The sequence below is a fragment of the Pseudomonas sp. Os17 genome, assembly GCF_001547895.1.
Lineage (GTDB): Bacteria > Pseudomonadota > Gammaproteobacteria > Pseudomonadales > Pseudomonadaceae > Aquipseudomonas.
The window spans coordinates 6,235,432-6,260,539 of the sequence record NZ_AP014627.1 but is presented as its reverse complement, the minus strand read 5'-3'; the positions used below and the strand labels follow the sequence as shown (position 1 = coordinate 6,260,539).

Annotated in this window: 19 protein-coding genes and 1 tRNA gene; 5 read left to right on the top strand and 15 right to left on the bottom strand. The window is 63.3% G+C overall.

The window, feature by feature from the left end; translation table 11 throughout:
- Positions 1–54: 54 nt before the first annotated feature.
- The 3 genes from POS17_RS27760 to POS17_RS31355 all read left to right on the top strand — a co-directional run bounded on the left by POS17_RS27760 (position 55) and on the right by POS17_RS31355 (position 2,547).
- On the top strand, positions 55–753 hold the full coding sequence (locus tag POS17_RS27760) for an MOSC domain-containing protein (protein WP_060841397.1): 699 nt from the start codon (positions 55–57) through the stop codon (positions 751–753).
- On the top strand, positions 750–2,033 hold the full coding sequence (locus POS17_RS27755) for an aspartate aminotransferase family protein (RefSeq protein ID WP_060841396.1): 1,284 nt from the start codon (positions 750–752) through the stop codon (positions 2,031–2,033). The genes POS17_RS27760 and POS17_RS27755 overlap by 4 nt, the downstream gene beginning before the upstream one ends.
- 355 nt (positions 2,034–2,388) lie before the next feature.
- Entirely contained in the window at positions 2,389–2,547 is a 159-nt protein-coding gene (locus POS17_RS31355) for a YqaE/Pmp3 family membrane protein (protein ID WP_011063854.1), read from the top strand.
- A gap of 41 nt (positions 2,548–2,588) precedes the next feature.
- Here the strand turns inward: POS17_RS31355 and POS17_RS27750 are convergent, their stop codons facing one another.
- The 10 genes from POS17_RS27750 to POS17_RS27710 form a co-directional block, all read right to left on the bottom strand.
- On the bottom strand, positions 2,589–4,421 hold the full coding sequence (locus POS17_RS27750; RefSeq protein WP_060841395.1) for a S9 family peptidase: 1,833 nt from the start codon (positions 4,419–4,421) through the stop codon (positions 2,589–2,591).
- Positions 4,387–5,553 (bottom strand): pyrroloquinoline quinone biosynthesis protein PqqE, encoded by a 1,167-nt coding sequence (gene pqqE / locus POS17_RS27745; protein ID WP_060841394.1) that lies wholly within the window; start codon positions 5,551–5,553, stop codon positions 4,387–4,389. Before pqqE ends, POS17_RS27750 begins: the two co-directional genes overlap by 35 nt.
- Complete coding sequence (gene pqqD, locus POS17_RS27740; RefSeq protein WP_060841393.1) at positions 5,525–5,800, bottom strand: pyrroloquinoline quinone biosynthesis peptide chaperone PqqD; 276 nt, start codon at positions 5,798–5,800, stop codon at positions 5,525–5,527. The genes pqqE and pqqD overlap by 29 nt, the downstream gene beginning before the upstream one ends.
- Positions 5,797–6,549, bottom strand: a complete 753-nt coding sequence (gene pqqC / locus POS17_RS27735; RefSeq protein WP_060841392.1) for a pyrroloquinoline-quinone synthase PqqC — start codon at positions 6,547–6,549, stop codon at positions 5,797–5,799. The genes pqqD and pqqC overlap by 4 nt, the downstream gene beginning before the upstream one ends.
- 74 nt (positions 6,550–6,623) lie before the next feature.
- The gene (pqqB, locus tag POS17_RS27730; RefSeq protein ID WP_060841391.1) at positions 6,624–7,535 is read right to left on the bottom strand and encodes a pyrroloquinoline quinone biosynthesis protein PqqB; all 912 of its coding nucleotides are present in this window, start codon (positions 7,533–7,535) and stop codon (positions 6,624–6,626) included.
- 103 nt (positions 7,536–7,638) lie between these two features.
- Positions 7,639–7,713 carry a pyrroloquinoline quinone precursor peptide PqqA gene (pqqA, locus tag POS17_RS31350; protein ID WP_003194766.1) on the bottom strand — a complete coding sequence of 25 codons (75 nt, stop codon included), beginning with the start codon at positions 7,711–7,713 and terminating at the stop codon, positions 7,639–7,641.
- Between the two features lie 156 nt (positions 7,714–7,869).
- Positions 7,870–10,332 carry a pyrroloquinoline quinone biosynthesis protein PqqF gene (pqqF, locus tag POS17_RS27725; protein WP_060841390.1) on the bottom strand — a complete coding sequence of 821 codons (2,463 nt, stop codon included), beginning with the start codon at positions 10,330–10,332 and terminating at the stop codon, positions 7,870–7,872.
- Positions 10,333–10,380: 48 nt separating this feature from the next.
- On the bottom strand, positions 10,381–11,175 hold the full coding sequence (locus POS17_RS27720) for a carbon-nitrogen hydrolase family protein (protein WP_060841389.1): 795 nt from the start codon (positions 11,173–11,175) through the stop codon (positions 10,381–10,383).
- 98 nt (positions 11,176–11,273) lie between these two features.
- Entirely contained in the window at positions 11,274–12,956 is a 1,683-nt protein-coding gene (locus tag POS17_RS27715; protein ID WP_047306368.1) for a flavin monoamine oxidase family protein, read from the bottom strand.
- Positions 12,957–13,132: 176 nt separating this feature from the next.
- On the bottom strand, positions 13,133–13,594 hold the full coding sequence (locus POS17_RS27710; protein ID WP_011063845.1) for an Lrp/AsnC family transcriptional regulator: 462 nt from the start codon (positions 13,592–13,594) through the stop codon (positions 13,133–13,135).
- A gap of 206 nt (positions 13,595–13,800) precedes the next feature.
- Here POS17_RS27710 and POS17_RS27705 point away from each other — a divergent pair, with 206 nt between their 5' ends.
- Positions 13,801–16,176: a glucose/quinate/shikimate family membrane-bound PQQ-dependent dehydrogenase gene (locus POS17_RS27705; RefSeq protein WP_060841388.1), complete on the top strand. Its 2,376-nt coding sequence runs from the start codon at positions 13,801–13,803 to the stop codon at positions 16,174–16,176.
- A 180-nt stretch (positions 16,177–16,356) separates the two neighbouring features.
- Here the strand turns inward: POS17_RS27705 and POS17_RS27700 are convergent, their stop codons facing one another.
- Positions 16,357–17,070 carry a type 1 glutamine amidotransferase domain-containing protein gene (locus POS17_RS27700; protein ID WP_060841387.1) on the bottom strand — a complete coding sequence of 238 codons (714 nt, stop codon included), beginning with the start codon at positions 17,068–17,070 and terminating at the stop codon, positions 16,357–16,359.
- Positions 17,071–17,291: 221 nt separating this feature from the next.
- Entirely contained in the window at positions 17,292–18,134 is an 843-nt protein-coding gene (locus POS17_RS27695; RefSeq protein ID WP_060841386.1) for a type 1 glutamine amidotransferase domain-containing protein, read from the bottom strand.
- 116 nt (positions 18,135–18,250) lie between these two features.
- Between POS17_RS27695 and POS17_RS27690 the strand changes: the two genes are divergently transcribed.
- Positions 18,251–19,156: a LysR family transcriptional regulator gene (locus POS17_RS27690; protein WP_060841385.1), complete on the top strand. Its 906-nt coding sequence runs from the start codon at positions 18,251–18,253 to the stop codon at positions 19,154–19,156.
- A gap of 108 nt (positions 19,157–19,264) precedes the next feature.
- Here POS17_RS27690 and POS17_RS27685 read toward each other — a convergent pair.
- The 3 genes from POS17_RS27685 to rpoD form a co-directional block, all read right to left on the bottom strand.
- Positions 19,265–19,341 (bottom strand) — tRNA-Ile (locus POS17_RS27685).
- Between the two features lie 15 nt (positions 19,342–19,356).
- A complete protein-coding gene (locus tag POS17_RS27680; protein ID WP_060841384.1) occupies positions 19,357–23,100 on the bottom strand; it encodes an EAL domain-containing protein in 3,744 nt (1,247 codons plus the stop codon).
- Positions 23,101–23,211: 111 nt separating this feature from the next.
- Positions 23,212–25,059, bottom strand: coding sequence for an RNA polymerase sigma factor RpoD (gene rpoD, locus POS17_RS27675; protein ID WP_016967955.1), 1,848 nt, complete (start codon positions 25,057–25,059; stop codon positions 23,212–23,214).
- Positions 25,060–25,108: the final 49 nt, after the last annotated feature.

Below are 25,108 nucleotides of genomic sequence, written 5' to 3'. Positions count from 1 at the left end.
GCAAGGCGCCTAGTCTAGCGCCTATTCACAAGGCTTACAGGGCCAAGAAGGGCGATGAATACCGTTTACGTCGATGGTGTTTACATAGGCAAGGCAAAAAATCTCGGCCAGGGTCTGGTCATAGATACCGACAAGCACCCGGTTGCAAACCGTCTCTGGTTGTGGCCACAAGGCCTGGGCAGCGATGAGCAGGGTGATCCGCGCTTTCATAGCGGTCCTGAACGGGCCCTGCATCACTATCCCGCCGAGCACTACGCCCACTGGCGCAAACGTTATCCACAGTTCGATTGGTCGGCCCCGGCCTTTGGCGAAAATCTCTCGACCCGCGGCCTGACCGAAGAGCAGGTGTGCCTGGGGGACATGTTCCGCTGGGGCGGTGCGTTGTTGCAGGTCAGTCAGCCCCGTTCCCCCTGCTACCGCCTGAGCCGGCGCTGGGGGCTGGTCAATCTGCCCCAGCAGGCCCAGGACAATGGCCGCTGTGGCTGGTTCTACCGGGTGCTCAAACCCGGCTTCGTCCAGGCGGACGAACCCTTGGAACTGATCCAGCGCAGTTATCCCGGCCTGACCGTGGCCTGGGCCCTACGCTGTTTTTTCCGGGAGCCCCTGGAGCCTGTCGGTCTGAAAACCCTGATTGACTGCCCCGCGCTGTCCTCGCGCTGGCGCGATATTGCCATCAAGCGCCTGCGCACCGGTCGTGTCGAGGACTGGTCCTCGCGCTTGTTGGGACTGCCCCTGGAGGGCTTGCGGGCATGAATCTGTTCAATCTGCGCCGTACCCCGCCCAGTCTGGAGGATCTGGCCGTCGAGCCCTGTCTGGCTGCCGCGGACGATGGCTGTGCCAGTGAGTGCCTGATGCCCAGCGTGCCGCGTCCCCAGACGGTGTTCGTCCGTGGCCAGGGTTCCTGGTTATGGGACAGCAATGACCGCACCTATCTTGACTTCACCCAGGCCGGAGCCGCCAACAGCCTGGGCCATAGCCCTTCGGTCGTGGTCAATGCCCTGGCCGCCCAGGCCCAGTCGCTGATCAACCCCGGCTCGGGTTTCTACAACCGCGGCATGCTCAAGCTTGCCGATCGCCTGTGCCGCAGCACCGGCAGCGACCAGGCCTATCTGTTGAGCAGTGGCAGCGAAGCCTGCGAGGCCGCGATCAAGCTGGCCCGCAAGTGGGGACAACTGCACCGAGGCGGCGCGGCCGGCATCATCACCGCCAGTCGCAGTTGTCATGGTCGGGGTTTTGCCGCGCTGTCGGCGGCGGGGCGTGGTGCCCCGGGCAATCGCTTCGAGCCTCAGCTGCCGGGCTTCAGCCAGGTGCCGTTCAATGATCTGCCCGCTTTGCACGCGGCAGTGGATGCGCAAACCGTGGCCATCATGCTGGAGCCGATCCAGGGCGAGGCCGGGGTCATTCCAGCGACTGAACACTACCTCAAGGGCGTGGAACGTCTGTGTCGTGAGCTGGGCATCCTGTTGATTCTCGATGAGGTGCAGACCGGCATCGGCCGCTGCGGCACGCTGCTGGCCGAACAGTTGTATGGCGTGCGCGCCGACATCATTGCCTTGGGCAAGGGCCTGGGCGGCGGCGTGCCGCTGGCGGCGCTGCTGGCGCGGGGCAAGGCCTGCTGTTTCGAAGCGGGCGAACTGGACGGCACGCATCACGGCAATGCGCTGATGACTTCGGCCGGCCTGGCGGTGCTGGACAGTCTGCAGGAGCACGGCTTTCTGCAGCAGGTGCGCACCCATGGCCAGTACCTGGGGCAGGGGCTGACGCGCCTGGCGAGCCGTTATGCACAGGGCGAAGTGCGTGGCCATGGACTGCTCTGGGGCATGAGCCTGGCCGACGCCTCGGCTGAGGCGGTGGTCAAGGCGGCGCTGCTCGAAGGGTTGTTGCTCAGTGCCCCGCAACCGGACTGCCTGCGCTTCACCCCGGCCCTGAGTGTCAGCAAGGGCAATATCGATGAAATGCTGCTGCGCCTGGCCCGGGCGTTCTCCCGGGTGCGCACTGCACAACTGCAATGCCGCAAGGGGGTGGTGGTCTGATATCCAGGCCGATCCGGCGCGCTTCACCGAGGTTTGCTGCCACCTCACGTTGACTGAATTCCTGAACCGTCTCGCGGTATAACGCATCGCCCCGTGTCCGATTTTTCGCACGGGGCGTTTTTTTGTCTCCGTGTTGTTCAGCGTCCGGTGTGGCCCTTGAAACCTCGGTCGCTTGCTGGCTCGTTGCGCCTATCGACCCGGGCCGTCGCTGTCATCGGCTGAATGCCATTGGGGCAGAGCCACTGCAACAAGACCGCCCTGCGGGCTGGCGGGTGATTGTTCTGAACCCTGGCCCGCAGCCGGGGTCGATTGCAGGCAAGGCTCAACCGAGCCGATTTCCAACAGGAGCTGCCCTATGGACTTGATCCGCATCATCTTCGCCATTCTCTTGCCGCCCCTGGGGGTATTTCTGCAAGTGGGCTTTGGCGGCGCTTTCTGGCTGAACATCCTGCTGACCCTGTGTGGCTACATCCCCGGTATCGTCCACGCGGTCTACATCATCGCCAAACGCTGATGGTCCGGCCCGCCCGTTGCGCTGGAACGGGCGGGCCTTGCTCAAGGCTGCGCCTGCAGCACCTTCTGATAGAACCGCCACTCCTGCTCCAGGGCGTGAGCCTGGTTGTCCGCCTTGCGAAAGCCGTGGCGTTCATCCGGGTAGTAATGCGCCTCGGCGGCAATGCCCTGGTCCTTGAGCGCCTTGAGCATGTCGCGGGTTTGTTGCGGCACCACCACGGCGTCCAGCTCGCCCTGGAAAAACACCACCGGGACGCGGATGTCGCCGGCGTGCAGCAGCGGTGTGCGGGCCAGATAGCGCTGCCGGTCCTGCTGCGGATCGCCGATCAGCCAGTCCAGATAGTCGCCCTCGAACTTGTGCGTGGAACGGCTGAGGGCAATGGGGTCGCTGACCCCGTACAAGCTGGCGCCGGCACAGAACACCTTGGCGAAAGCCAGGGCACAGAGGGTGGTATAGCCCCCCGCGCTGCCGCCACGGATGAATGCCTGCCGTGGGTCGATCAGCCCTTGCTGGTCCAGGTAGGACACCACCGCGCAGGCATCTTCCACATCCACTTCGCCCCAGCGCAGGTGCAGGGCCTGGCGATAGGCCCGGCCATAGCCGCTGCTGCCCCTGTAGTTCAGATCGGCCACGGCGAAGCCGCGCTGGGTCCAGAACTGGATGCGCGGATCGAGTATCGGATAGCAGGCCGAGGTCGGACCTCCGTGGATGAACACCACCAGGGGCGGTCGCTTGACCCCGTTCATGGCCGGATAGAAGAAACCATGGGCCTGGCCATCGCCGCTGGGGTAGCACAGGGTTTGCGGACGGCTGATGTGTTCCGCCGGCAGCGGCGCCACGCCGCCGGCCAGTACCTGTACCTGCCGGGTTTCCCGCTCGATGGTGATCACGGCCGAGGGGCTGACGGGGGAGGCGGCGATGCAATACAGGTAGCGCTGATCCAGCGCCAGGCCGCGAAAGCGACTGTAGTCGCCGCTGAAGTCCTGTTGCGCACCGTCGGCGTGGTGCAGGCCGAGACGGCCGAAGCCATTCTCGGTCCAGCTGCCGAACCAGGCGTCACCGCCCAGGGGCATCCAGGTGCTGCAGCCCAGCTGCCAGGGCGCTGGAGCGTGATCGGCCGCGGCACAGGGCAGCGGCCGCAAGCCGCTGCCGGATTCGGCCCAGGGTTGCCAGAAACCCTGGCGATCGGTCAGGCAGTACAGTTGCTGGTCCTGGTCGAAGCGTGGCTGCTGCAGGGATTCCTGCTCGCCGTCCCCGGCTACGCAGCGCGGTTCACCCCAGGTGCCGTCGCCTTGGCGCTCGGCGAGCATCAGGCGAGTGCAGGTCCAGGGCTGATGAGGGCGATCCCATTCGATCCAGGCCAGGCGTTGGCCGTTGGCGCTCAAGGTCGGAGCGGCATAGAAGTCGGCCCCGGCGGCGAGCAGCTGCCGACCCCCGTCGTGGAGGTCGATGGCCACCAGCCGGTGCTCGTTGGCGCACTCTTCCACGGCCAGGACCTGCTCGGCGTGAGCCTGCAGATCTCCGTAGCGGCAAGCGCCCCGGGTCAGGGCTTCTGGCGCGCCGCCGGCCAGGGGCTGGCGATACAGCTGCTGGTCCGCGTCATTGACGAACACCAGGTGTTCGCCGCTGATGCAGAAGGCGCCGCCGCCGTATTCGTAGACCCGGCTGCGGGCGCTGAAACCCGCCGGGGTCAGGCAACGGGCCTGGCCTTGCTGCCAATGCCAGATCCGGCAACTGGCGTCTGCGGGACGGTATTCATTCCAGAACAGGCCGTGGGGCGTCAGTTGCAGTTCGGCAAAATCGGTTCCGGCGGCGGTGGCCTGGTTGGCGCTGAAGGGCTCAACCCTTGGCGATGAGGCGTGAGTTTCGTTCATTGCGAAAGGCCAGTTGCTCAATGGTTTGGGTGGCGGTTTCGGATTCTTCGCGGGCCTTGAGAATCATCCCGTGGTGTTCCGATTTGCTGCACACCGGGTCGGCATTGCTGGCATCCCCCGTGAGCATGAAGGCCTGGCAGCGGCAGCCACCGAAGTCCTTTTCCTTCTCGTCGCAGGAGCGGCACGGCTCGGGCATCCAGTCGTAGCCGCGATAGCGGTTGAAGCCGAAGGAGTCGTACCAGATGTGCTGCATGCTGTGGTCGCGCACATTGGGGAACTGCACCGGCATCTGCCGCGCGCCGTGGCAGGGCAGGGCGGTGCCGTCCGGGGTCACGGTGAGGAAGATGCTGCCCCAGCCATTCATGCAGGCCTTGGGGCGCTCTTCGTAGTAGTCCGGGGTGACGAAGATCAGTTTGCAGGGATGGCCCTGGGCTTCCAGCTTGGCGCGGTACTCGTTGGTGATGCATTCCGCGCGCACCAGCTGCTCCTTGGTCGGCAGCAGGCCGACGCGGTTGAGCTGGGCCCAGCCGTAGAACTGGCAGGTGGCGAGCTCGACGAAGTCGGCTTCCAGGGCGATGCACAGCTCGATGATGCGGTCGATTCTGTCGATGTTGTGCCGGTGGGTGACGAAGTTCAGCACCATCGGGTAACCGTGGGCCTTGACCGCACGGGCCATTTCCAGCTTCTGCGCGAAGGCTTTCTTCGAGCCGGCCAGCAGGTTGTTCACCTGCTCGTCGCTGGCCTGGAAGCTGATCTGGATGTGGTCCAGGCCGGCTTTCTTGAAGTCGCTGATCTTCTGTTCGGTGAGGCCGATGCCGGAGGTGATCAGGTTGGTGTAGAAACCCAGCTTGCGCGCCTCGCCGATCAGTTCGGCCAGGTCCTGGCGCACCAGAGGCTCACCGCCGGAAAAGCCCAGCTGCGCGGCGCCCATCTCCCGCGCCTCGCGAAACACCTTGATCCATTGCTCGGTGCTCAGCTCCTTGCCCTGCTCGGCGAAATCCAGGGGATTGGAGCAGTAGGGGCATTGCAGCGGACAGCGGTAAGTCAGCTCGGCCAGCAACCACAGTGGCAGGCCGACTGGCGGTTTGTCGGGCACGACGGCTTCAGCCGAGTTCGATCCAGTGCTGGGCACGGGCGACCTCCATGAACTGCTCGATATCGTCACCGAGCTCGGCCACTCCGGGGAACTGCACCTCCAACTCCTGGATGATCGCCGCCACGTCCCGCTCGCCGTCGATCAGGCCACCGATCAGTGCCGCGCTGTCGTTGAGCTTGATCATGCCTTCCGGGTACAGCAGCACGTGGCCCTTTTGCGCCGGTTCGTACTGGAAGCGGTAGCCGGGGCGCCAGCGTGGGGTCTTGCTGCGGTCGAAACTCATAGAGGGATCCCTTTATGCCAGACCCGCTGATCGGTAACGCTGTGATAAGGCGGGCGGTTCAGTTCATAGGCCATGCTCATGGCGTCGAGCATGCTCCAAAGGATGTCCAGTTTGAACTGGAGAATTTCCAGCATGCGTTCCTGGCCGGCACGGGTGGTGTAGTGCTGCAGGGTGATGGCCAGGCCGTGTTCCACATCGCGCCGGGCCTGGCCCAGTCGGGTGCGGAAGTACTCGTAGCCGGCCGGGTCGATCCACGGGTAATGCTGGGGCCAGCTGTCCAGGCGCGACTGGTGGATCTGTGGGGCGAACAGCTCGGTCAGCGAGCTGCTGGCGGCCTCCTGCCAACTGGCGCGGCGGGCGAAGTTGACGTAGGCGTCCACGGCGAAGCGCACCCCGGGCAGTACCAGTTCCTGGGAACGCAGTTGCTCCGGGTCCAGGCCCACCGCCTGGCCCAGGCGCAGCCAGGCCTCGATGCCGCCGTCCTCACCGGGGGCGCCGTCGTGGTCCAGCAGGCGCTGGATCCACTCGCGGCGAACTTCCCGGTCCGGGCAGTTGGCGAGGATCGCCGCATCCTTCATGGGGATGTTCACCTGGTAGTAGAAGCGGTTGGCGACCCAGCCCTGGATCTGTTCGCGGCTTGCCCGGCCTTCATACATCGCCACGTGATAGGGGTGATGGATGTGGTAATAGGCGCCCTTGGCGCGCAGTGCCTGCTCGAACTCGGCAGGGGACAGGGGGGTGTCGGTCATGTGTGTTCTCCGGGGGGCTGTCCTTTCGCGGGCAAGCCCGCTCCTACGCAAAGCGAGCTTGTAGGCGATATGGCCTACAGCTCAATACTCATTCCGTCGTAAGCCACTTCCACCTTTCGACGTACCAGTTCGGCACGTTCGGCGGAGTCTTCGTCGAGGATCGGGTTGGTGTTGTTGATGTGGATCAGCACCTTGCGCTGGCGGGGCAGTTGCTCCAGCACCTCGAGCATGCCGCCGGGACCGTTCTGCGCCAGGTGGCCCATTTCCTGGCCGGTGCGGGTGCCGACGCCACGGCGCTGCATTTCATCGTCTTCCCACAGGGTGCCGTCCACCAGCAGCACGTCGCTGGCGGCCATGATCTCCAGCAGGGGCGCATCGACTTTGCCCAGGCCCGGGGCATAGAAGAGTTTGCCGCCGCTGCGCAGGTCTTCGACGATCAGGCCGATGTTGTCCCCCGGGTGCGGGTCGAAACGGTGCGGAGAATAGGGCGGCGCCGCGCTGCGCAGGGGCAGCGGCGTGAAGCGCAGGTTGGGGCAGGCGGGGATGCTGAAGCTCTGGTCCAGTTCGATGCGGTTCCAGTTCAGGCCGCCGTTCCAGTGGCTGAGCATCTTGAACAGCGGAAAGCCGGTGCTCAGGTCTTCGTGGACCATGTCGGTGCACCAGACCTGATGCGGGCAGCCTTCACGCAGGCTGAGCAGGCCGGTGGTGTGATCGATCTGGCTGTCCATCAGGATGATGGCGCCGATTCCGCTATCGCGCAGGGCCCGGCCCGGTTGCATGGGGGCGAAGCCCTGCAGTTGGGCGCGGATGTCCGGGGAGGCGTTGCACAGTACCCAGTTCACCCCGTCATCGGAAATGGCGATGGACGATTGGGTGCGGGCCTGGGCCCGCAGGCTGCCGTCGCGAAACCCTGCGCAGTTCACGCAGTTGCAGTTCCACTGCGGAAAACCACCGCCGGCGGCGGAACCTAGAATCTGGACAAACATGGACACTCCCGGGGTGACGACGTGAACAAGGTGGGCAACTGAAAATAAAAACGCCCCGGACGGGCCGAGGCGTTGCGCTGCGTGTTTCGGCCAGAGGCAGAAATCAGCGGCTGGCGAAGTACATGGTGACTTCGAAGCCGATACGCAGGTCGGTGTAAGCAGGTTTGGACCAGGTCATAAAAATGCTCCTTTGAGGTGGGTGGGACGGGTATTGCCTATACATATAGTCCACCTCCGGCGGGAGATGTTCAGATGCTTAGGGGGCTATCTTACTAAATTCCCGCAAAAGGTTGCCTGCAAATCTTAAGAAAGCTCATTGCAGCGCCGGTAATGATCATTGCGCCACTTGCCAAGGGGCTCCCGGGCAAGGCCCGGTGGCCAGTAGTGTCCAGCCACCGGCCGCCGCCTGCAGGGCCTGGGCGGCCTGAATCACGGTGTCGGGCGTGAGGGCCAGGATGCTGGCGTGCAGTTGCGTCAGGTAATCCGACGGATGGCCGGCCAGTCGCGCCTGCCAGAGCCATTGCGCAGCCTGTTCCAGGGGCAGCAGCGAGGCCTGGAACTGCTGGGCCAAAGCCTGTCGCTGTTCGTTCCAGAACGCCTCGTCGAGTGTGCGCAGATGCTCCGGCCATTGCTGGAGAAATTGCTCCACGTGCTGAAGGATTTCGCTGAGCGTCGCGCTGGGCGATTGCACGCCGAACAGCAGGCCGGTCTGGCCGTTGCGCTGGCGCACGGCGCTGAACACCGCATAGCCCAGCTGCAACTCCACCCGCAGGCGTTGATAGAACGGCGTCTGGCAGAGCTGGCCCAGCAGGCGCCAGGCCGCTTCATCGGCCAGTTGCGGGCCGGGCGTGGGGCAGAACAGCAACAGCGCCTGTTCCCCGGCATCCCCGGGCAGGCTCTGCCAGCGGCGGACGGCCTCGGCTGCCGGCGGCTGGCAGAGCCCGGCATCTGCACTGCCGGGCATCCGCTGCAGCACTCGACCAAGGGCCTCCTGAATGCCTGCGGGCAACCCCAGGGCCAGGCCATCCCAGCGGGCGTCGGCCCACAGTGCTTGCAGATCCGATGCCTGCGTGCAGCGGGCGTCGGTGGCTTGTGGCTGCTCGCTGAAGGCCTTGAGCAGCCGCCGGATTGGCATCAACGGTGCTTCGTCCGGGGCGGCAGGGTTCTTCTGCCAGAACGAGTCGACGGGCTGGGTCAGTTGTATCAAGGCCTGTTGCAGCACCGCCGGCAGGGGGGGCTGCAGGCCGCTGAGCGTCAGCAACCAGTCTTCGCCAGCGCTGGCAAAGCTCAATTGCACACCGGCCTGGGCGGCGTCGCTGCGCAGGGGCGCGAGGCTGTGCTGCAGCCGTTCGTGCAAGCCGGCCGGAGCGGGCGAGGCCAGGCGCCAACGCAGAATCAGGGCCCCTTCATGACCGTCCGTGGGCAGGGTTTGGCTCAGGTGCAGTGCCGAAGTTTCTCGGCGGCTTCGCGAGCGATCCTGCGCGAAGGTGCGCAGCCCGCGGTGTGCACTGGTCTGTCCACGAATCAGTCCCGCCCGCGGCGCCTCGGCAGCGCTGCGCAGGAAAGGGTTGGCCGCTGGCAGGCGCCATTCGCTGCTGAAGTTATCCACAACCTGGGGCTGCAACTGCGCAAGCACCGCCTTGAGCGCCGCGAGCCCCTGCGCATTCAGCTCACCGATGCTCTGGCGGCTATCCCGCTGGGCCAATGCCAGAGCACTGGCGACCTGCAACGGGCGTTGTTGCAGCAAGGCATATTCCTCCCGCAGCTCGGGCCAATCGTCCTGGGCCCTGAAGAAGCCCAGCCAGTCTCCGAGCAGCTCGCTGACCTGGGCCGCGGCTGTCGTTGCCCGGGTGCTAAGGGTCACCTGCAGGTGCAACAAGGCCTGCCCGGCAAATTCATACAGCGTCTGTGCCTTCAGGCCCTGGGCCAACTGGCGTTGCTGGAGCCCGGCAAGCAGCCCTCCCGGCTTGGCCGATTGCAGCCAGGTACAGAGAAAGTCCAGGGCGGGTGCTGCGCCGTCGGGCAGTTGTTCGAAGGCGAACAGCAGGTCCAGGCGTTGTGCCTCGAGCTGTTGATAGCTGCGGGTGCCGCTCGGCAACAGCGCGGGAGGTCGGCGCTGCTCAAGATGCCGGCCCTGGGCCAGAGTCGCACCGTAGCGTTCGGCCAGTTCGCGAAGTTCTTCCAGAGGCTGGGGGCCGACCAGGCTCAGGGTCATTTGCCCGGCCTGGTAAAACTTTTGATGAAACTGCTGAAGCGCTTGCTGAAAACCGCGGCTGGCCAGGTTCAGGCTGTAACGGTTGCCGGCATGGAAGGCCCGCAGCGGATGAGCGCCAGACAGACCGTCGAACAGCGCGAACTGACGCTGCGCCGCCTGATCCCGGGACCAGGCGATAAATTCCGCGTGCAGCACTTCCCGCTCCCGGCGCTGGTCATCAAGGTCCAGGCGCGGGTGGGCGAGCATGTCGCACAGGCGTTCCAGGCCGGCGGCAAGAGCACTGGGCGGCAGCTCGAAGAAGAACTCGGTCGCTCGCTCACAGGTCTTGGCATTGAGCTGTCCGCCCTGGTTTCGCACATGGGCCATCAGCCCCTGTTCGGCAGGAAAGCGCTCGGTGCCGAGAAACAGCAGGTGCTCCAGAAAGTGCGCCAGCCCCGGCCACGCCGCCGGCGCATCGTGGCTGCCGGCGCAGACCCGCAGTGCCGCGGCGCAACGTTTCAGGTGAGGGGCATGACGCAGGGACACCCGCAGGCCGTTGGCCAGGGTTTGCAAGTGAGGCAGGGGGTGGTTCAGCGCGGGCATGAGCACTTCCAGAACAGAGAGGCGCCCATGCTAGCGGATATGGGCGGATCAGCGCTTGCTCAGGTCGTCGTATAGCTCGGGGCGACGATCGGCAAGGTAGCGGTTCAGCGCCCGGGATTGGTTCATCAGCGTACGATCCAGGGTGCCGATGATCAGGGCTTCGTCCAGCCCGGCCAGGGCGATCCGGCTGCCGTCGGGGGCGGCGATGGAGCTTTGGCCGCAATAGCGGATCTGCTCTTCCCGGCCGCAGTAGTTGGCGTAGGCCACATAGCACTGGTTTTCGAAGGCCCGGGCGCGAATCGTCACATCGGCGACGAAGTCGTAGGGAATCATGTTTGCCGTCGGCACCAGGATCAGCTCGGCACCGGCCAGGGCCAGGCGTCGGGCGTTCTCCGGAAATTCGATGTCGTAGCAGATCAGGAAGCCGAGCTTCCAGCCGTTGAGCTCCACCAGGGGGAAGTCATCCGCACCGGCGCTGAACATCGAGTGATCCAGATCACCGAACAGATGAGTCTTGCGGTAGTTGCACAGGCGCTGGCCCTGGGCGTCGATCAACTGCACGGCGTTGTAGATCTGGCCGTCGCTGCTGCGCTCCGGGTAGCCGTAGAGAATCGCCGTGCCGGCGGCCTGGGCGATGGCGGCGATGCGCTGGGCCGAGGGGCCGTCCTGGGCCTCGGCCAGGGCGCCGACCGCTTCGGCGCCGATGTTGTAGCCGCTGAGGAACATCTCCGGCAGCACCAGCAAATCGGCATCCGTGGCCTCCATGGCCACCCGGTGCAGGCGCTGCAGGTTACCGGCCACATCCAGTGGCGCGGGCGGGCACTGGTACAAGGCGACGTGCATGGTCTTCACTCCTCTGACTGACTGGCCGACCACTGTAGCGGCTGGCGCAGGCGGCGATAAGCCCTGCCAGGGACTTGCCGCGCGCCATGGCCCGTTGCTCAGTCCGCCAGGGCAATCGGTCCGATTTCGTGGAACACGTCCCCCGGTCCCGGGTTCTCGGGATGGGTGGCGCCGCCGAAGTGCTTCATGATGCCCCACACGGCGTTGAGCGAGGTCTGCACCGCGCCCTCGACCCAGGCCGGGGTCCAGGACACGTCATCGCCGGCGATGAAGATGCCGCGCTGTTCGGCCGGCATGTCGTCCTGCATGAAGTGCGCGTACATGCGCTGGTTGTAGCGGTAATGGCCCGGCAGCGCGCCCTTGAAGGCACCGAGGAAATGCGGATCGGCCTCCCAGGACACGGTGATCGGGTCGCCGATGATACGGCTGGCGATGTCGACTTTCGGGTAGATCTTCTTCAAGGCGTCCAGGGCCAGCTTCACGCGCTTTTCCACCGGCTGCGGGAGCATCTTCAGGGCGTCGCTCATCCACGAGTAGGACAGGCAGATCACCCCCGGCTTGTCGTCGCCGTTGTCGAACAGGTAGGTGCCGCGGGTCAGGCGGTCGGTGAGGGTCATGCTCATCAGGTCGCGGCCGGTTTCCGGGTCCTTGTCCTTCCAGAACGGCCGGTCGACCATGACGAAGGTCTTCGACGACTGCATGTAGCGGGTGCGGTCCAGGGCCATCCACATCTTCTGCGAGAACAGCGACTCTTCGCATTCGATCTGGGTGGTCAGCAGCCAGCTCTGGCAGGTGGTCAGGACCGCCGCGTATTCCCGGGTATCGCCCCAGTTGTCGGTGACGCTGAAGCGGCCGTCGGCGGCCCGGGCAATGCGCTTGACTCCGGTGCGTGGCGCGCCATGGTGCAGCGAGCTGAGGCTGGTGCCGGCCGGCCAGTGGGCGCAACGCTCCGGCACGTGGCGCCAGATGCCCAGGGGCACCTGTTCGACGCCGCCGACCACCAGATGCTGGTGATCGTCGCAGTTGGTCATCACCACGCGGAAGATTTCCAGCATCGAGTTGGGGAAGTCCGAGTCCCAGCCGCCGGTGCCGAAGCCCACCTGGCCGAACACTTCACGGTGATGGAACGACAGCTTGGCGAAGGCCTTGGAGGTGGCGACGAAGTCGTAGAACGTGCGGTCGTCCCACAGCGGCACCAGGGTGTTCCACAACTCTTTGAGGCGCGGCACGTCGCGATCGCGGATGGCTTGCTGGATCTCGCTGAAGCGCGAGCCGTCCTCCAGGGCGTCGGCCCAGGCGTCGGCGACTTCCTGGAACAGGGCCGGCAGGTCGGCGAGTTTCTGGGCGTAGTGGGTCTGGCCTTCGAGATCGATGACCGTGCTGCCCGACGCCGGGGTCAGCGGGTTGGGGAAGGGCTTGGTCTCAAGGCCGAGCTTGTCGACGTAGTGATAGAAGGCCGTGGACGACACCGGAAAGCGCATGCCACCGAGTTCGGCGATGATGCCTTCGGCGCCTTCGAAGGCCTGGGAGCGCAGGCGGCCACCCATTTTCGACGCTTCATAGACCACCGGCTTGAGGCCCAGCTTCATCAGTTCGTAAGCGGCGACCAGGCCGGCGATACCCGCGCCGACGATGGCCACTTCGGTGCCGTGCTGGGCTTCGGGGATGCTGCCCAGGCCGGCGGGGTGCTCGATCCAGTCGTCAAAGGCGAAAGGAAAATCCGGGCCGAAGATGGTGATCGGTTTTTTACCGTCTGCAGGATGGCGATTGTTCTTGTTCATGGCTGACCTTGGCGGGCGGCTCAGCAGAGTGCTGAGTATAGGAAAAGATGGCAGCCATTCTAGAGAGGGGGAAACACGTAAATAAGACGCAAACTGTCGTCGTTATGCATTGTTATTTATCAACCTGACGAATAGATGATTCAGATTGACGATGGAGCGCTTTCAGCTGTGGGGCTTCAGAGCGCATGCCCGCGATCAATCTTGCTGCTGAGGATGATCGAGGTGGTGGTCTTTTCCACGCCGTCGACGCTGCCGATCTGGTCCAGCAATTGGTCCAGCTGTTCCGGCGAGTCGGTGCGCAGCCAGGCCACGTAATCGAACTCGCCGCTCACCGCGCACAGTTGCTGGACCTGAGCCATGCCGCTCAGACGCCGCAGCACTTCCTTGCCGGAGCGCGGCTGGACCTTGATCCCCACATACGCCTGCAAGCCGCCGTCGACCACCCTCTGACCCAGGCGCACGCCGTAGCCGGTGATGACCCGGGTCTTTTCCAGGCGCGCCAGACGCGAAGTCACGGTGGTGCGGGCAATACCCAGCTGCCGGGCCAGCATGGCCACGCTTTCGCGGGCATTGATCTGCAGGGCGGCGATCAGTTGGCGATCGACTTCATCAAGAACGGGAGGGCGGCTATCGGACAAGGGGGGCTCCAGCACGGCTATCGAGGGAGCGAGCATGTTACAGCCTCGGGCAAACCCTGGCTGCTGCTGCCGATTGTCTGTTCTGGCCAGGGACTGAGCTTTCGCCATCGGGACTATTTTTGAAACAAATAGCCTGCGACAAGTTGTCATAAGTAACCAGTTAGTACATTCTCGCAGCCTAGTTTTACAAATGGCAGAGGTTTGACATGAAAAACACGGGGGCTGCCACCGGCAGCCGATGGCTCCTGGCGGGGTTGGGCATTCTGATTGCCCTGATCGGGCTGGGCCTGGCGGGAGGCGGTGGCTATCTCCTGAGTCTGGGAGGCAGCGCCTATTTCCTGTTGATGGGCCTGGCGATGCTGGTGTCCGGCATTCTGATTGCCCGGGCCAATCCTCGTGGCGCCAGGCTGTACGGCGTGGCCCTGGTGCTGACCGCGATCTGGGCGGTCTGGGATGCCGGCTTGGAATACTGGCCGCTGGTTTCGCGGGTGCTGACCTTTGCCGTGATCGGCCTGGTGGTGGCGCTGATCTATCCGACCCTGATGCGCGCCTCCGGTGCCCGCGCCGGGCGTGCGGCTCATGGGCTGGCGGGGCTGCTGGGCGTTGGCATAGTGGCGACCCTGGCCTACATGTTCGTGCCGACCCATGTGGTCAAGGCCGACAGCGTACCGGCCATCCAGCCGGTGGCTCCCGCCGAGCAGCAGAAAGACTGGGCCCACTGGGGCAATACCACGGCGGGCAACCGCTTTGCTGCCCTGGACCAGATCAACAAGGGCAATATCGGCCAACTGCAAGTGGCCTGGACCTTCCGCACCGGTGACCTGCCCCAAAGCACCGGCGCCGGCGCCGAAGACCAGAACACCCCGCTGCAGATCGGCGATACCGTCTACACCTGCACCGCCTACGGCAAGGTGTTCGCCCTGGACGCCGACACCGGCGCCGAGCGCTGGAAGTTCGACCCGCAAGGCTATGCACCCAACTGGCAGCGCTGCCGTGGCTTGGGCTATTTCGACGCCTCCGCGGTCCCGGTAAGCCAGTCCTCGGCGCCCGCCGCTGCTCCTGCGGCTTGCACCAGGCGCCTGTTCCTACCGACCGGCGATGCGCGCCTGATTGCGCTCGATGCCGAAACCGGCAAGCCCTGTGAAGACTTCGGCCACCAGGGCACGGTCGATCTGAAAACCGACATGGGCGAGATCAAGCCGGGTTACTACCAGCAAACCTCGACGCCTCTGGTGGCGGGCACTGTAGTTATCGTGGGCGGCCGGGTGGCGGACAACTTCTCCACGGGCGAGCCGCCAGGCGTGGTGCGGGCTTTTGATGTGCGCAGCGGCGAGCTGATGTGGGCCTGGGACCCGGGCAACCCGGCCACCACCAAACGTCCGCCGGCGGGTGAAACCTATACCCGTGGCACCCCGAACGTCTGGTCGGCGATGTCCTATGACGCCAAGCTGGGCCTGGTGTACCTGCCCACCGGCAACGCCACGCCGGATTTCTTCGGCGGTCAGCGCAGCGAGTTCGATGACAAGTGGAGCTCCTCGGTCGTCGCCCTCGACGTGAAGACCGGCCAGGTGCGCTGGCATTTCCAGACCACCCACCATGACCTCTGGGATTTCGACCTGCCGGCGCAGCCGCTGCTGTACGACATTCCGGACGACAAGGGCGGCGTGCAACCGGCATTGGCCCAGGTCACCAAACAGGGCGAGATCTTCCTGCTCAACCGCGAAACCGGCAAGCCGATTGCCCGGGTCGAAGAGCGTCCGGTGCCCCAGGGCAATGTGCCGGGGGAGCGTTATTCGCCGACCCAGCCGTTCTCGGTGGAAATGCCGTCGATTGGCAATCAGACGCTGACCGAGTCCGACATGTGGGGCGCGACTCCGTTCGACCAGCTGCTGTGCCGCATCCAATTCAAGGGCATGCGCCATGAGGGCGTGTACACCCCGCCTGGCCTGGATCACGCACTGCAGTTCCCCGGCTCCCTGGGTGGCATGAACTGGGGCAGCGTGTCGGTGGATCCGACCAGCCACTACATGTTCGTCAACGACATGCGCCTGGGCCTGGCCAACTACATGATCCCTCGGGAGCAGATTGGCGCCGGTGCCAGTGGCATCGAAATGGGCGTGGTGCCCCAGGAAGGCACGCCGTTCGGCGCCATGCGCCAGCGCTTCCTCTCGGCGGTGGGCATTCCGTGCCAGAAGCCGCCGTTCGGCACCATGTCGGCCATCGACCTGAAGACCCGCAAACTGATGTGGCAGGTGCCGGTGGGCACCGTGCAGGACACCGGCCCGCTGGGGATTCGCATGCACCTGCCGATCCCGATTGGCATGCCGACTCTGGGCGCGTCCCTGGCGACCCAATCCGGCCTGCTGTTCTTCGCCGGCACCCAGGACTTCTACCTGCGGGCCTTCGATACCGGCAACGGTAACGAAATCTGGAAAGCGCGCCTGCCAGTGGGCAGTCAGTCGGGGCCGATGACTTACGTATCGCCCAAGACCGGGCGCCAGTACATCCTGCTCACGGCCGGTGGCGCACGGCAGTCGACCGATCGCGGTGACTATGTGATTGCCTACGCGCTGCCCAAATAAGGACAGCCGGCGACACAGTGAAAAGCCGCGCAATGCGCGGCTTTTTCATGGGGGCAAGAAATGGCTGGCGATGGCGGTGGTGCCCAGGGGCCTGCCTTGGCGTTGTCAGTATTAGCAGGTCTGAATTTGAGCTGACCACTAATGGTGCAGCGTTAAGTCGGCATCCGGGTTAATTCTGCATCAGCGATAACAGCTTGGCTGAACGAGCAGCAGATCGCGTAGCGCTTCACCCACTCCGGTGGCGGATTGAGGGTTTTGTCCCGTGACGAGCCGACCATCGACCACCACGTTGGCAGTCCAGTTTGCTGCGCCGTGATGATGCGCACCACGCGCACTCAGGGTACTGGCCAGCAAGAAAGGCACGATGTTGTCGAGCTTGACCGCACGTTCTTCGTCGTCGGTAAACGCACTGAGGTTTTTGCCGGCAACCAGGTAGCTGCCATCGCTGAGCGTCACGTTCACCAGTGCCGCGGGGCCGTGACAGACTGCGGCCACTGCACCACCGGCTTCGAAGAGGTCGCGGGTCATGCTTTGCACGGCAGGGCTAGTCGGGAAATCCCACATCGCACCGTGGCCGCCGGTAAAGAAGATAGCGGCGTACTTCGACGCATCCAGGGCGTCCAGGCGTTGTGTGTTGGCAATGGCGGCGCGAAAGCGACTGTCGTTCCAGTAGCGTGCGTTGGTGACATCATTCAGGTCGAGACCATCGACCGGAGGTTCGCCGCCCTGGATCGAGGCGAACTCGATTGTAAAGCCGGCCGCTTCGAGTACGGCAAGCGGGTGGGTGACTTCGGCGAGGTAAAAGCCAGTCGGCTCGCCACCATCGCCTTTGCTGGCGTGGCTGGTGAGGACCATCAACAGTGGTTTGTGTTGGTTTGCGGATGAGGGCGTCATGATTTTTTCTCTAGAGTTCAAGCTGAAGGAGCAATGCCGGTGGCAGTGCCCACTGGCACAGTCGGGGAATTCGCTGGAGCGGCTGAGCCGCAAATGTTGTCGTTAGAAAGTCGCTTTACCGACTGACGCACCAGTAATAAGGACAGTGTGAGGTTTCATTACAGTGCTCCAAATACCCGTCAGAAACCGGGGTCGAGGGAGGGCGCAGTGCTGCAGTCGTGTTATTTCAATCGATCGAGCAGTGCCTTGCCGACCTCAATGGCCGAGGCTGGATTCTGGCCAGTGATCAACTCGCGATCGATGACCACATTAGGCGTCCAATTGGAAGTGTTGCTGCGGTACACCCCACCGGCTTGTTCCAGCGCGGTTTGCGGGTAGAACTTCATAACACCACCGTTGAGCAGACCTTTGGCTTCTTCCTCTTCCTTATTGCTGATAACGGTCATCTTGTAGCCCGCATAAATCCAGTCGGCGCTGCCCCTCTCAGGTTTCGCACTCTGGAGTTGGCGGGTGAATTTTTCGGCGTCAGGCAAGGTCGACAGCAGGGCGATCGGGCCATGGCAGACGAGTGCGGTGGTCTTGTCTTGTCCATGGAAATTCGCCAGCAAGCGACCCAGCTGACGGCTGTGGAGCAGGTCCTGCATGGGGGCGTGGCCGCCGGGAATGTAGACCGCATCAAAGTGCGCATAACCAATCTGCTCTACCCGAGAAAGGCTGATGACCGGTGACTGTTCCGGCAAGGTCAGTTTCAGTTGATCAAGCAAGTTCTTATAGGTCTGAAGCGCTGCCTCATCGTTGTTGAAGTACATTTTATCGATGGACGTTTTGTCCACTGTCGGCGCGTTGCCGTTCGGGGTAGCAAAGGTGACGTTATGGCCCGCGTCGAGCAGCATCTTTACCGGTTGCAAAAGCTCGTTCAGGTAGAAGCCGGTGGCAAAGACCTTGCCGTCCTTCAAATCGAGCTTCGCCGAATCGGAAAGCACCACAAGCACGTTGTCAGCGCTGGCTGCCAGGCTGGTGCTGGCGAGGGCCATGGCTAATGCAATACGGGTCAGTTTTCTCATGTCGTGTCCAGAATTTATCGGGCGAACGGTTGCCGCCCCTGCCTGGATACTCTATTGATGTATGATTTGGCGATAAACTACCTAAAATGGAATTCATTTGGACTTTGTAGGCAATAATGGCGCGTAGATTTGACCATCTTGGGGATGTGGAAGCCTTTATTCGCGTGGTGGAGCAGGGCACTGTCAGTGCTGCTGCCACTGCCCTGGCGACCACGCCTTCGGTGCTCAGCCGGGCGTTGACGAGGCTCGAGTCGCGCCTTGGCGTGCAATTGTTGCGACGTACTACCCGAAGGCTCAGCCTGACAGACGCCGGCAAGTTGTACCTGGAACAAACCCGTTTGGCCTTTTCACAGATTGAAGAGGCGGAGCGCAATATTTGCGGCCAGGAAGGCGAGTTGAGCGGGCGCGTTCGGATGAGCGTCCCAACGACTTACGGGCATCATCGTCTGCCACCGCTGCTCAGTGAGTTTGCCCGGCAATACCCGGCTGTGCGGGTGGAACTGAGCATCACCAATCGCAATGTCGACCTAGTCGCCGAAGGCTACGATCTGGCGATTCGTCTGGGGCAGTTGCCGGACAGTGGTCTGGTGGGCCGCAAACTGGAAGATGCGCGGCTTTGCCTCGTCGCGTCTCCCCAATACCTGGCTCGCGCCGGCATCCCTACGACGCTTGAGATGTTAGGCGAGCACGTTTGTCTGCCATTCATCATGCCCAGCAGTGGCAAGGTCGGATCGTGGTTGTTCTGTCTTGACGGGAAAAATATCGAATGGCTGCCGCAAGCCAATGTGGAGGTTTCGGATGATGTTCTGGGGATCGTTTCGCTGGCGGAAAGCGGTCTGGGCATCTGCCAGACCTATGATTTCATCGTCCGGGACAAAATTCAGCGCGGGCAATTGGTGGAAATACTTGCGCAATTGAGTGGGCGCAGTCGGCCGTTCTCGATTATTTACCCGCCTCACCGGCAATTGTCAGCCGCATCCCGGGCGCTGATCGAGTTCATCCTGGATAACACCCAAGCCTGAGCGATTCAAGCGGCTGATGTGGACGTTTTGTGGACGGTTAGCAGATTTTAATTCGAGGTCTTTCGAACCGTAGAAGCGCGAAAGCCGCGCATTGCGCGGCTTTCAATTTGGTGGGCCCACACGGACTTGAACCGTGGACCAAAGGATTATGAGTCCTCTGCTCTAACCAACTGAGCTATAGGCCCTCAGCAGGCGGCGGATTATAACGATGGTTTCTCGGCTGTGCTATCCGAAAAATCGGAAACCCGGATCCGCAGGAAGGCCGCACAGAACTCATCTGCCTCAAGGGGCAGACTGACGATGTAGCCCTGGATCTGCTCGCAGCCTTCCTGGGCGAGGAAGGTCTGCTGGTCATGGTCTTCCACCCCTTCGGCGATCACCGTGAATTGCATGCTGCGACCCAGGGCGATGATGGCGCGGACGATGGCCACGTCGTGGGGGTCGTCCGGCAGGCCACGGACGAAGGACTGGTCGATCTTGAGGAAGTCCAGGGGCAGGCGCTTGAGGTAGCTCAGGGACGAGTAGCCGGTGCCGAAGTCGTCGATGGCCAGTTGCACCCCCAGGCGCTTGAGCTGGTGCAACACCTCCAGGGCTTCTTCGGCCTGGCTCATGATGAAGTTCTCGGTGATCTCCAGTTGCAGCAACCCGGGCTGCAGGTCGTAGTCGCGCAGCAGTTGTTCGATGCGGCCCAGGAGATTGGGTTGGCGCAACTGGGCGCCGGCCAGGTTCACCGACAGCGGTCCGAAGTGCTCGTAGTGCTGGTTCCAGCTATGCAGGTGCTGGCAGGCCTGTTCCAGGACCCAGTCGCCAATCAGCAGGATCATGCCGTTTTCTTCGGCCAGGGGAATGAAGTGCTCGGGCGGGACATCGCCGAAGGTGGGGTGGTGCCAGCGGATCAGCGCCTCGGCGCCCACCAGTTCGTGGCTGCTGAGGCTGATCTTGGGCTGGAAGTACAGCGATAGCTCATCGCGTTCGATGGCCCGACGCAGTTCGTGTTCCAGGGCCACCCGCTCGCTGGCCTGGGCGGTCAGGTCGCGGGTGTAGCGTTCCACGCGGTTGCGGCCCTTGGCCTTGGAGCGGTACATGGCGGCATCGGCGTTCTTGATTAGGGTGGCGACGTCGCAACCGTCCTTGGGGTAGAGGCTGGTGCCGATGCTGGCGCTGATGAAGAACTCATGTTCACCGGCCTGGAACGGCGCGGTGAAGCAGTTCAGCAACTTGGTGGCGATGTGGTCGGCATCGCTGGCCTGGTGCAGCCCGGGCAGCAGGATGATGAATTCGTCCCCGCCCAGGCGAGCCACGGTGTCGATGTCTCGTAGCTGTTCCTTGAGGCGCACGGCGATGCCCTTGAGCAGCAGATCGCCCACCGGGTGGCCGAGGCTGTCGTTGATGTGCTTGAAGCGATCCAGGTCGAGGAACAGCACCGCGCCCTGGCCGCCGCTGTCCTGCTGGCCGTTGAGCGCGGCCAGCAGGCGACTTTCGAACAGGGTGCGATTGGGCAGGCCGGTCAGGGGGTCGTGGTGGGCCTGATAGTCGAGCCGTGCCTGGGCGTGCTTGAGGCTGGAGATATCGGCGAATACCGCCACGAAATGGGTGATCTGCCGCTCCTTGTTGCGCACGGCGTTGATGGTCAACCAGTTGGGGTAGAGCTCGCCGTTCTTGCGACGGTTGGAAATCTCGCCCTGCCAGTGGCCTTCCAGGGTCAGTTGATGCCACATCGCGGCGTAGAAGGCGCTGTCGTGCAGCCCCGATGCCAGCAGGCGCGGGGTCTGGCCCAGGGTTTCACTTTCGCTGTAGCCGGTGATTTCGCTGAAGGCCCGATTGACCGCGCTGATGCGCTGCTGGGTATCGGTGATCATCACGCCCTCGGCGGTGCTTTCAAACACTGTGGCGGCCTGTTGCAGTTTTTCCTGCATTTGCTGGCGATCGGTAATGTCCCGGGCGATGGTCAGCATGCAGTCTTCTTCGCCGATGGGCAGCGGCCGGCTGGACAGCTCGCAAAGGCGGATCTGGCCATCGTTGCGGCGAATATGGCAACGGAAGTCACGGACGTAGCCGTCGCGTTGCAGCAGATCGAGCATCTGTTTGCGTTCGTTGAGATTGACCCAGATCCCCAGTTCCAGGGTCGAGCGGTCCAGCGACACGGCGCTATTGAAGCCGGTGATGCGACTGAAGCCCTCGTTGACCTCGATCAGCAGGCCATCGCGCTGGCGGCTCAACAGCAGTCCGTCCGGGGAGGCGTGGAAGGCTTTGGCGAACTTCTCTTCGGAGGTCTGCAGTTGCTGCTGGGTTTCCTTGAGCTGGCTGATGTCGCGCACCACCACCACCAGCGCCGGGGTGGTGTCGAGGTCAAAGGGCTCGGCGGAGATCAGCCCGGTGAACAGCTGGCCACCGTGGCGGCGAAAGGGCATCTCCAGGTTGCGGATGCTGCCGGCCTGCAAGCGCTGCAAGAGGCTGGGGCCGACCCCCGGGATCCCCCAGATGTTCAGCTCGGTGGCGGTCTGGCCGATGACCGTTTCGGCACTCAGGCCGATCTGTTCCTCGAAGGCCTTGTTGACCTCCAGCAGGCAGCCGTCGGACAGGCGTGCGATGACCAGGATGTCCGGGCACTGCTGGAACACCGAAGCGAACTTCTGCTCGGACAGGCGTAGCGCTTCTTCGGTGTGCTTGGCTTCGCTGATGTCGATCATCAGCCCGCGCATCACCGGTTCCTGGCCGTGCTCGATCAGGCTGACGATGTCGCGTACCCAGAGGCAGCGACCGTCGGCGGTGATCACCCGGTAGTCGAGGCTGTGGTCGCGCCCGGCCTGGACCTCGTGGTCGCAGAACGCCTGGGCCCGGGTCAGGTCGGCGGGGTGGATGATGTTGCGCCAGAACCCGGGAACCAGCCAGTGAGCCAGGGGATAGCCCAGCAGCGCTTCGGCGTGGGGCGAGACGTAGCTGTAGGTGAAGTCGCTGACGCGGGCTTCCCAGGCGATGGCGGACAGGCTCTCCACCAGGCTGCGATAGTGGTATTCGCTGCTGCGCAGCTCCTGTTCCAGGGCCACCCTGCGGGAGATCTCCGAGCTCAGGCGGCGGTTGATACGGATCACCACCGCGAGCACGGTGACCAGCAGGAGCAGCCCGGGCAGCCCGTAGAGCAGCACGTCGGACCAGAAGGTTCGATGGTCGAGCACGCTGCCGACCCAGTGTTGCTGAATGGCACTGATTTCATCGGGGCTGAGGTCAGCCAGCACCTTGTCGAGAATGCCAACCAGGATCTTGCTGTCGCGCGGGACGCCCATCGCCAACTGGTAGCGATAGGGGGTTTCGCCGCTGACATACAGGCCCTCGAGCTTGAGCTGGCGCAGGCTCCAGACGCTGGAGGCCAGGTCACCGACCACGGCGTCCACTTCGTCGGTGGCCAGGGCCTGCAGTGCGGAACTGATGTTGGGCAGGGCGACCAGGTTCAGGTCCGGATGATGGGTGCGCAGCAGTTCGTGGGGGGCGTAGTTTTCCACCACGGCCACTTTCAGGCCGTAAAGGTCCTGAAGGTTGCGCGGTTGCGCACCGCCGCTGTGGGCGAGGATGACGATGGGGAAATCAAGGTAGGGGCGGGTGAACGCCATGTAGCTCTGGCGCTCCGGGGTCGACATGATCCCGGGCAGCAGGTCCAGCTTGCCCTGCTTGGCGTCCTCGAGCACCTCGGTCCAGCTGGCGGGCTCGATGGGCGTCAGGCTCACCGACAGGCGTTCCTGGATCAGGTGGATGTAGTCCGCTGCAAGGCCCTGGTAGCGACCTTCCTCGTCTCGATATTCGAATGGCGGCCAGGAGGCATCTACCCCCAGGCGCAGTTGCGGGTGAGCCTTGAGCCAGCCACGTTCTTCATCGGTGAGAGTCAGCGCGCCAGCCGTTGCCGTCCAGGTAAGCAGCGCCAGCAGTAGCATGGCCGACAGTCTGGGCATAACCGTCTCGTTATGGCACGGGGAATGTTTCGAGTGTAGACGGGCTATGCGGCGAGGGAGAGCGAGGATCTGCAAAAAGCAAAACCCCCAGCTGGGCTGGGGGTCTTGGGCTTACTCGTCGAGGAAGGAGCGCAGATGCTCGCTTCGCGTCGGGTGGCGCAGCTTGCGCAGCGCCTTGGCTTCGATCTGACGAATCCGTTCACGGGTCACGTCGAACTGCTTACCAACCTCCTCGAGGGTGTGGTCGGTATTCATGTCGATGCCGAAGCGCATGCGCAGGACCTTGGCTTCACGGGCAGTGAGGCCGGAGAGTACTTCGCGGGTCGCTTCTTTGAGGCTCTCAACGGTGGCCACATCGATTGGCGACTGCATGGTCGAGTCTTCGATGAAGTCGCCCAGATGGGAGTCTTCGTCATCACCGATCGGGGTTTCCATGGAGATCGGCTCTTTGGCGATCTTCAATACCTTGCGGATCTTGTCCTCAGGCATTTCCATGCGTTCGCCCAGCTCTTCCGGCGTCGGTTCACGACCCATTTCCTGCAGCATCTGCCGGGAAATGCGGTTGAGCTTGTTGATCGTCTCGATCATGTGCACCGGAATACGGATGGTGCGGGCCTGGTCGGCAATCGAGCGAGTGATCGCCTGACGGATCCACCAAGTGGCATAGGTCGAGAACTTGTAGCCGCGACGGTATTCGAACTTGTCCACCGCTTTCATCAAGCCGATGTTGCCTTCCTGGATCAGATCGAGGAATTGCAGGCCACGGTTGGTGTACTTCTTGGCGATGGAGATCACCAGACGCAAGTTGGCTTCAACCATCTCTTTCTTCGCGCGGCGGGCCTTGGCCTCACCGATCGACATGCGACGGTTGATGTCCTTGATCTCGGCGATCTTCAAGCCGGTTTCGACTTCAAGAGCGGTCAGCTTCTGCTGGCAACGGATGATGTCCGGCTGCAGGCGGGCAATGGCTTCGGCGTATTTGGTCTTGCCTTTGGCCAGGGCGTCGGTCCAGCTTTCATCCACTTCGTTGCCCGGGAACTGGCGCAGGAAGTCGGCACGCGGCATGCGGGCATCACGCACGCAGAGCTGCATGATGGCGCGCTCTTGCTGACGCAGGCGATCCAGGGCGCTGCGTACACGTTCAACCAGGCCTTCGAATTGCTTCGGAACCAGTTTGATCGGCATGAACAATTCGGCCAGGGCCAGCATTTCGGCGATGGCTTGCTTGTTCTCGCGGCCGTGCTTCTTCAGCGCCTTGCGGGTGATCTCCATCTGATCGGCGACAGCGCCAAAGCGCTGTGCGGCGATAACAGGATCCGGACCGCTTTCGGCTTCTTCTTCGTCTTCGGTCGCTTCAGCTTCTTCGTCGTCGCTGTCGTCATCCGCCTTCGCGGTTTTGGTGTCGACAGGCGGCGGCACTTCGGCGGCAGGCGGCGTAATACCGTCGTCCGGATCGATGTACCCGCTGAGAACGTCAGACAGGCGGCCACCTTCGGTGGTGACGCGAGTGTATTCGGCGAGGATGTGATCAACCGTGCCAGGGAAGTGCGCGATTGCGCCCATCACTTCACGGATGCCCTCTTCGATACGCTTGGCGATTTCGATTTCGCCTTCACGTGTGAGCAGCTCTACCGTGCCCATTTCGCGCATGTACATGCGCACTGGGTCGGTAGTGCGACCAATGTCGGTTTCCACAGCCGCCAACGCTGCGGCGGCTTCTTCAGCTGCTGCTTCGTCGGTGTCGGCTTCGGCCAACAAAAGGGCATCCGCATCCGGAGCACTCTCGAATACGTTGATCCCCATGTCGTTGATCATGCGGATGATGTCTTCCACCTGTTCCGGATCTGAAATATCCTCCGGCAGGTGGTCGTTGACCTCCGCGTAAGTCAGGTAACCCTGCTCACGTCCACGGCTGATCAACTCTTTGAGGCGAGACTGCTGTTGCGCTTTTCCGGACATAACACCCTATCCACTGAAGGTCTTGGCGGGCAAAAAACAAGCCGAGGAT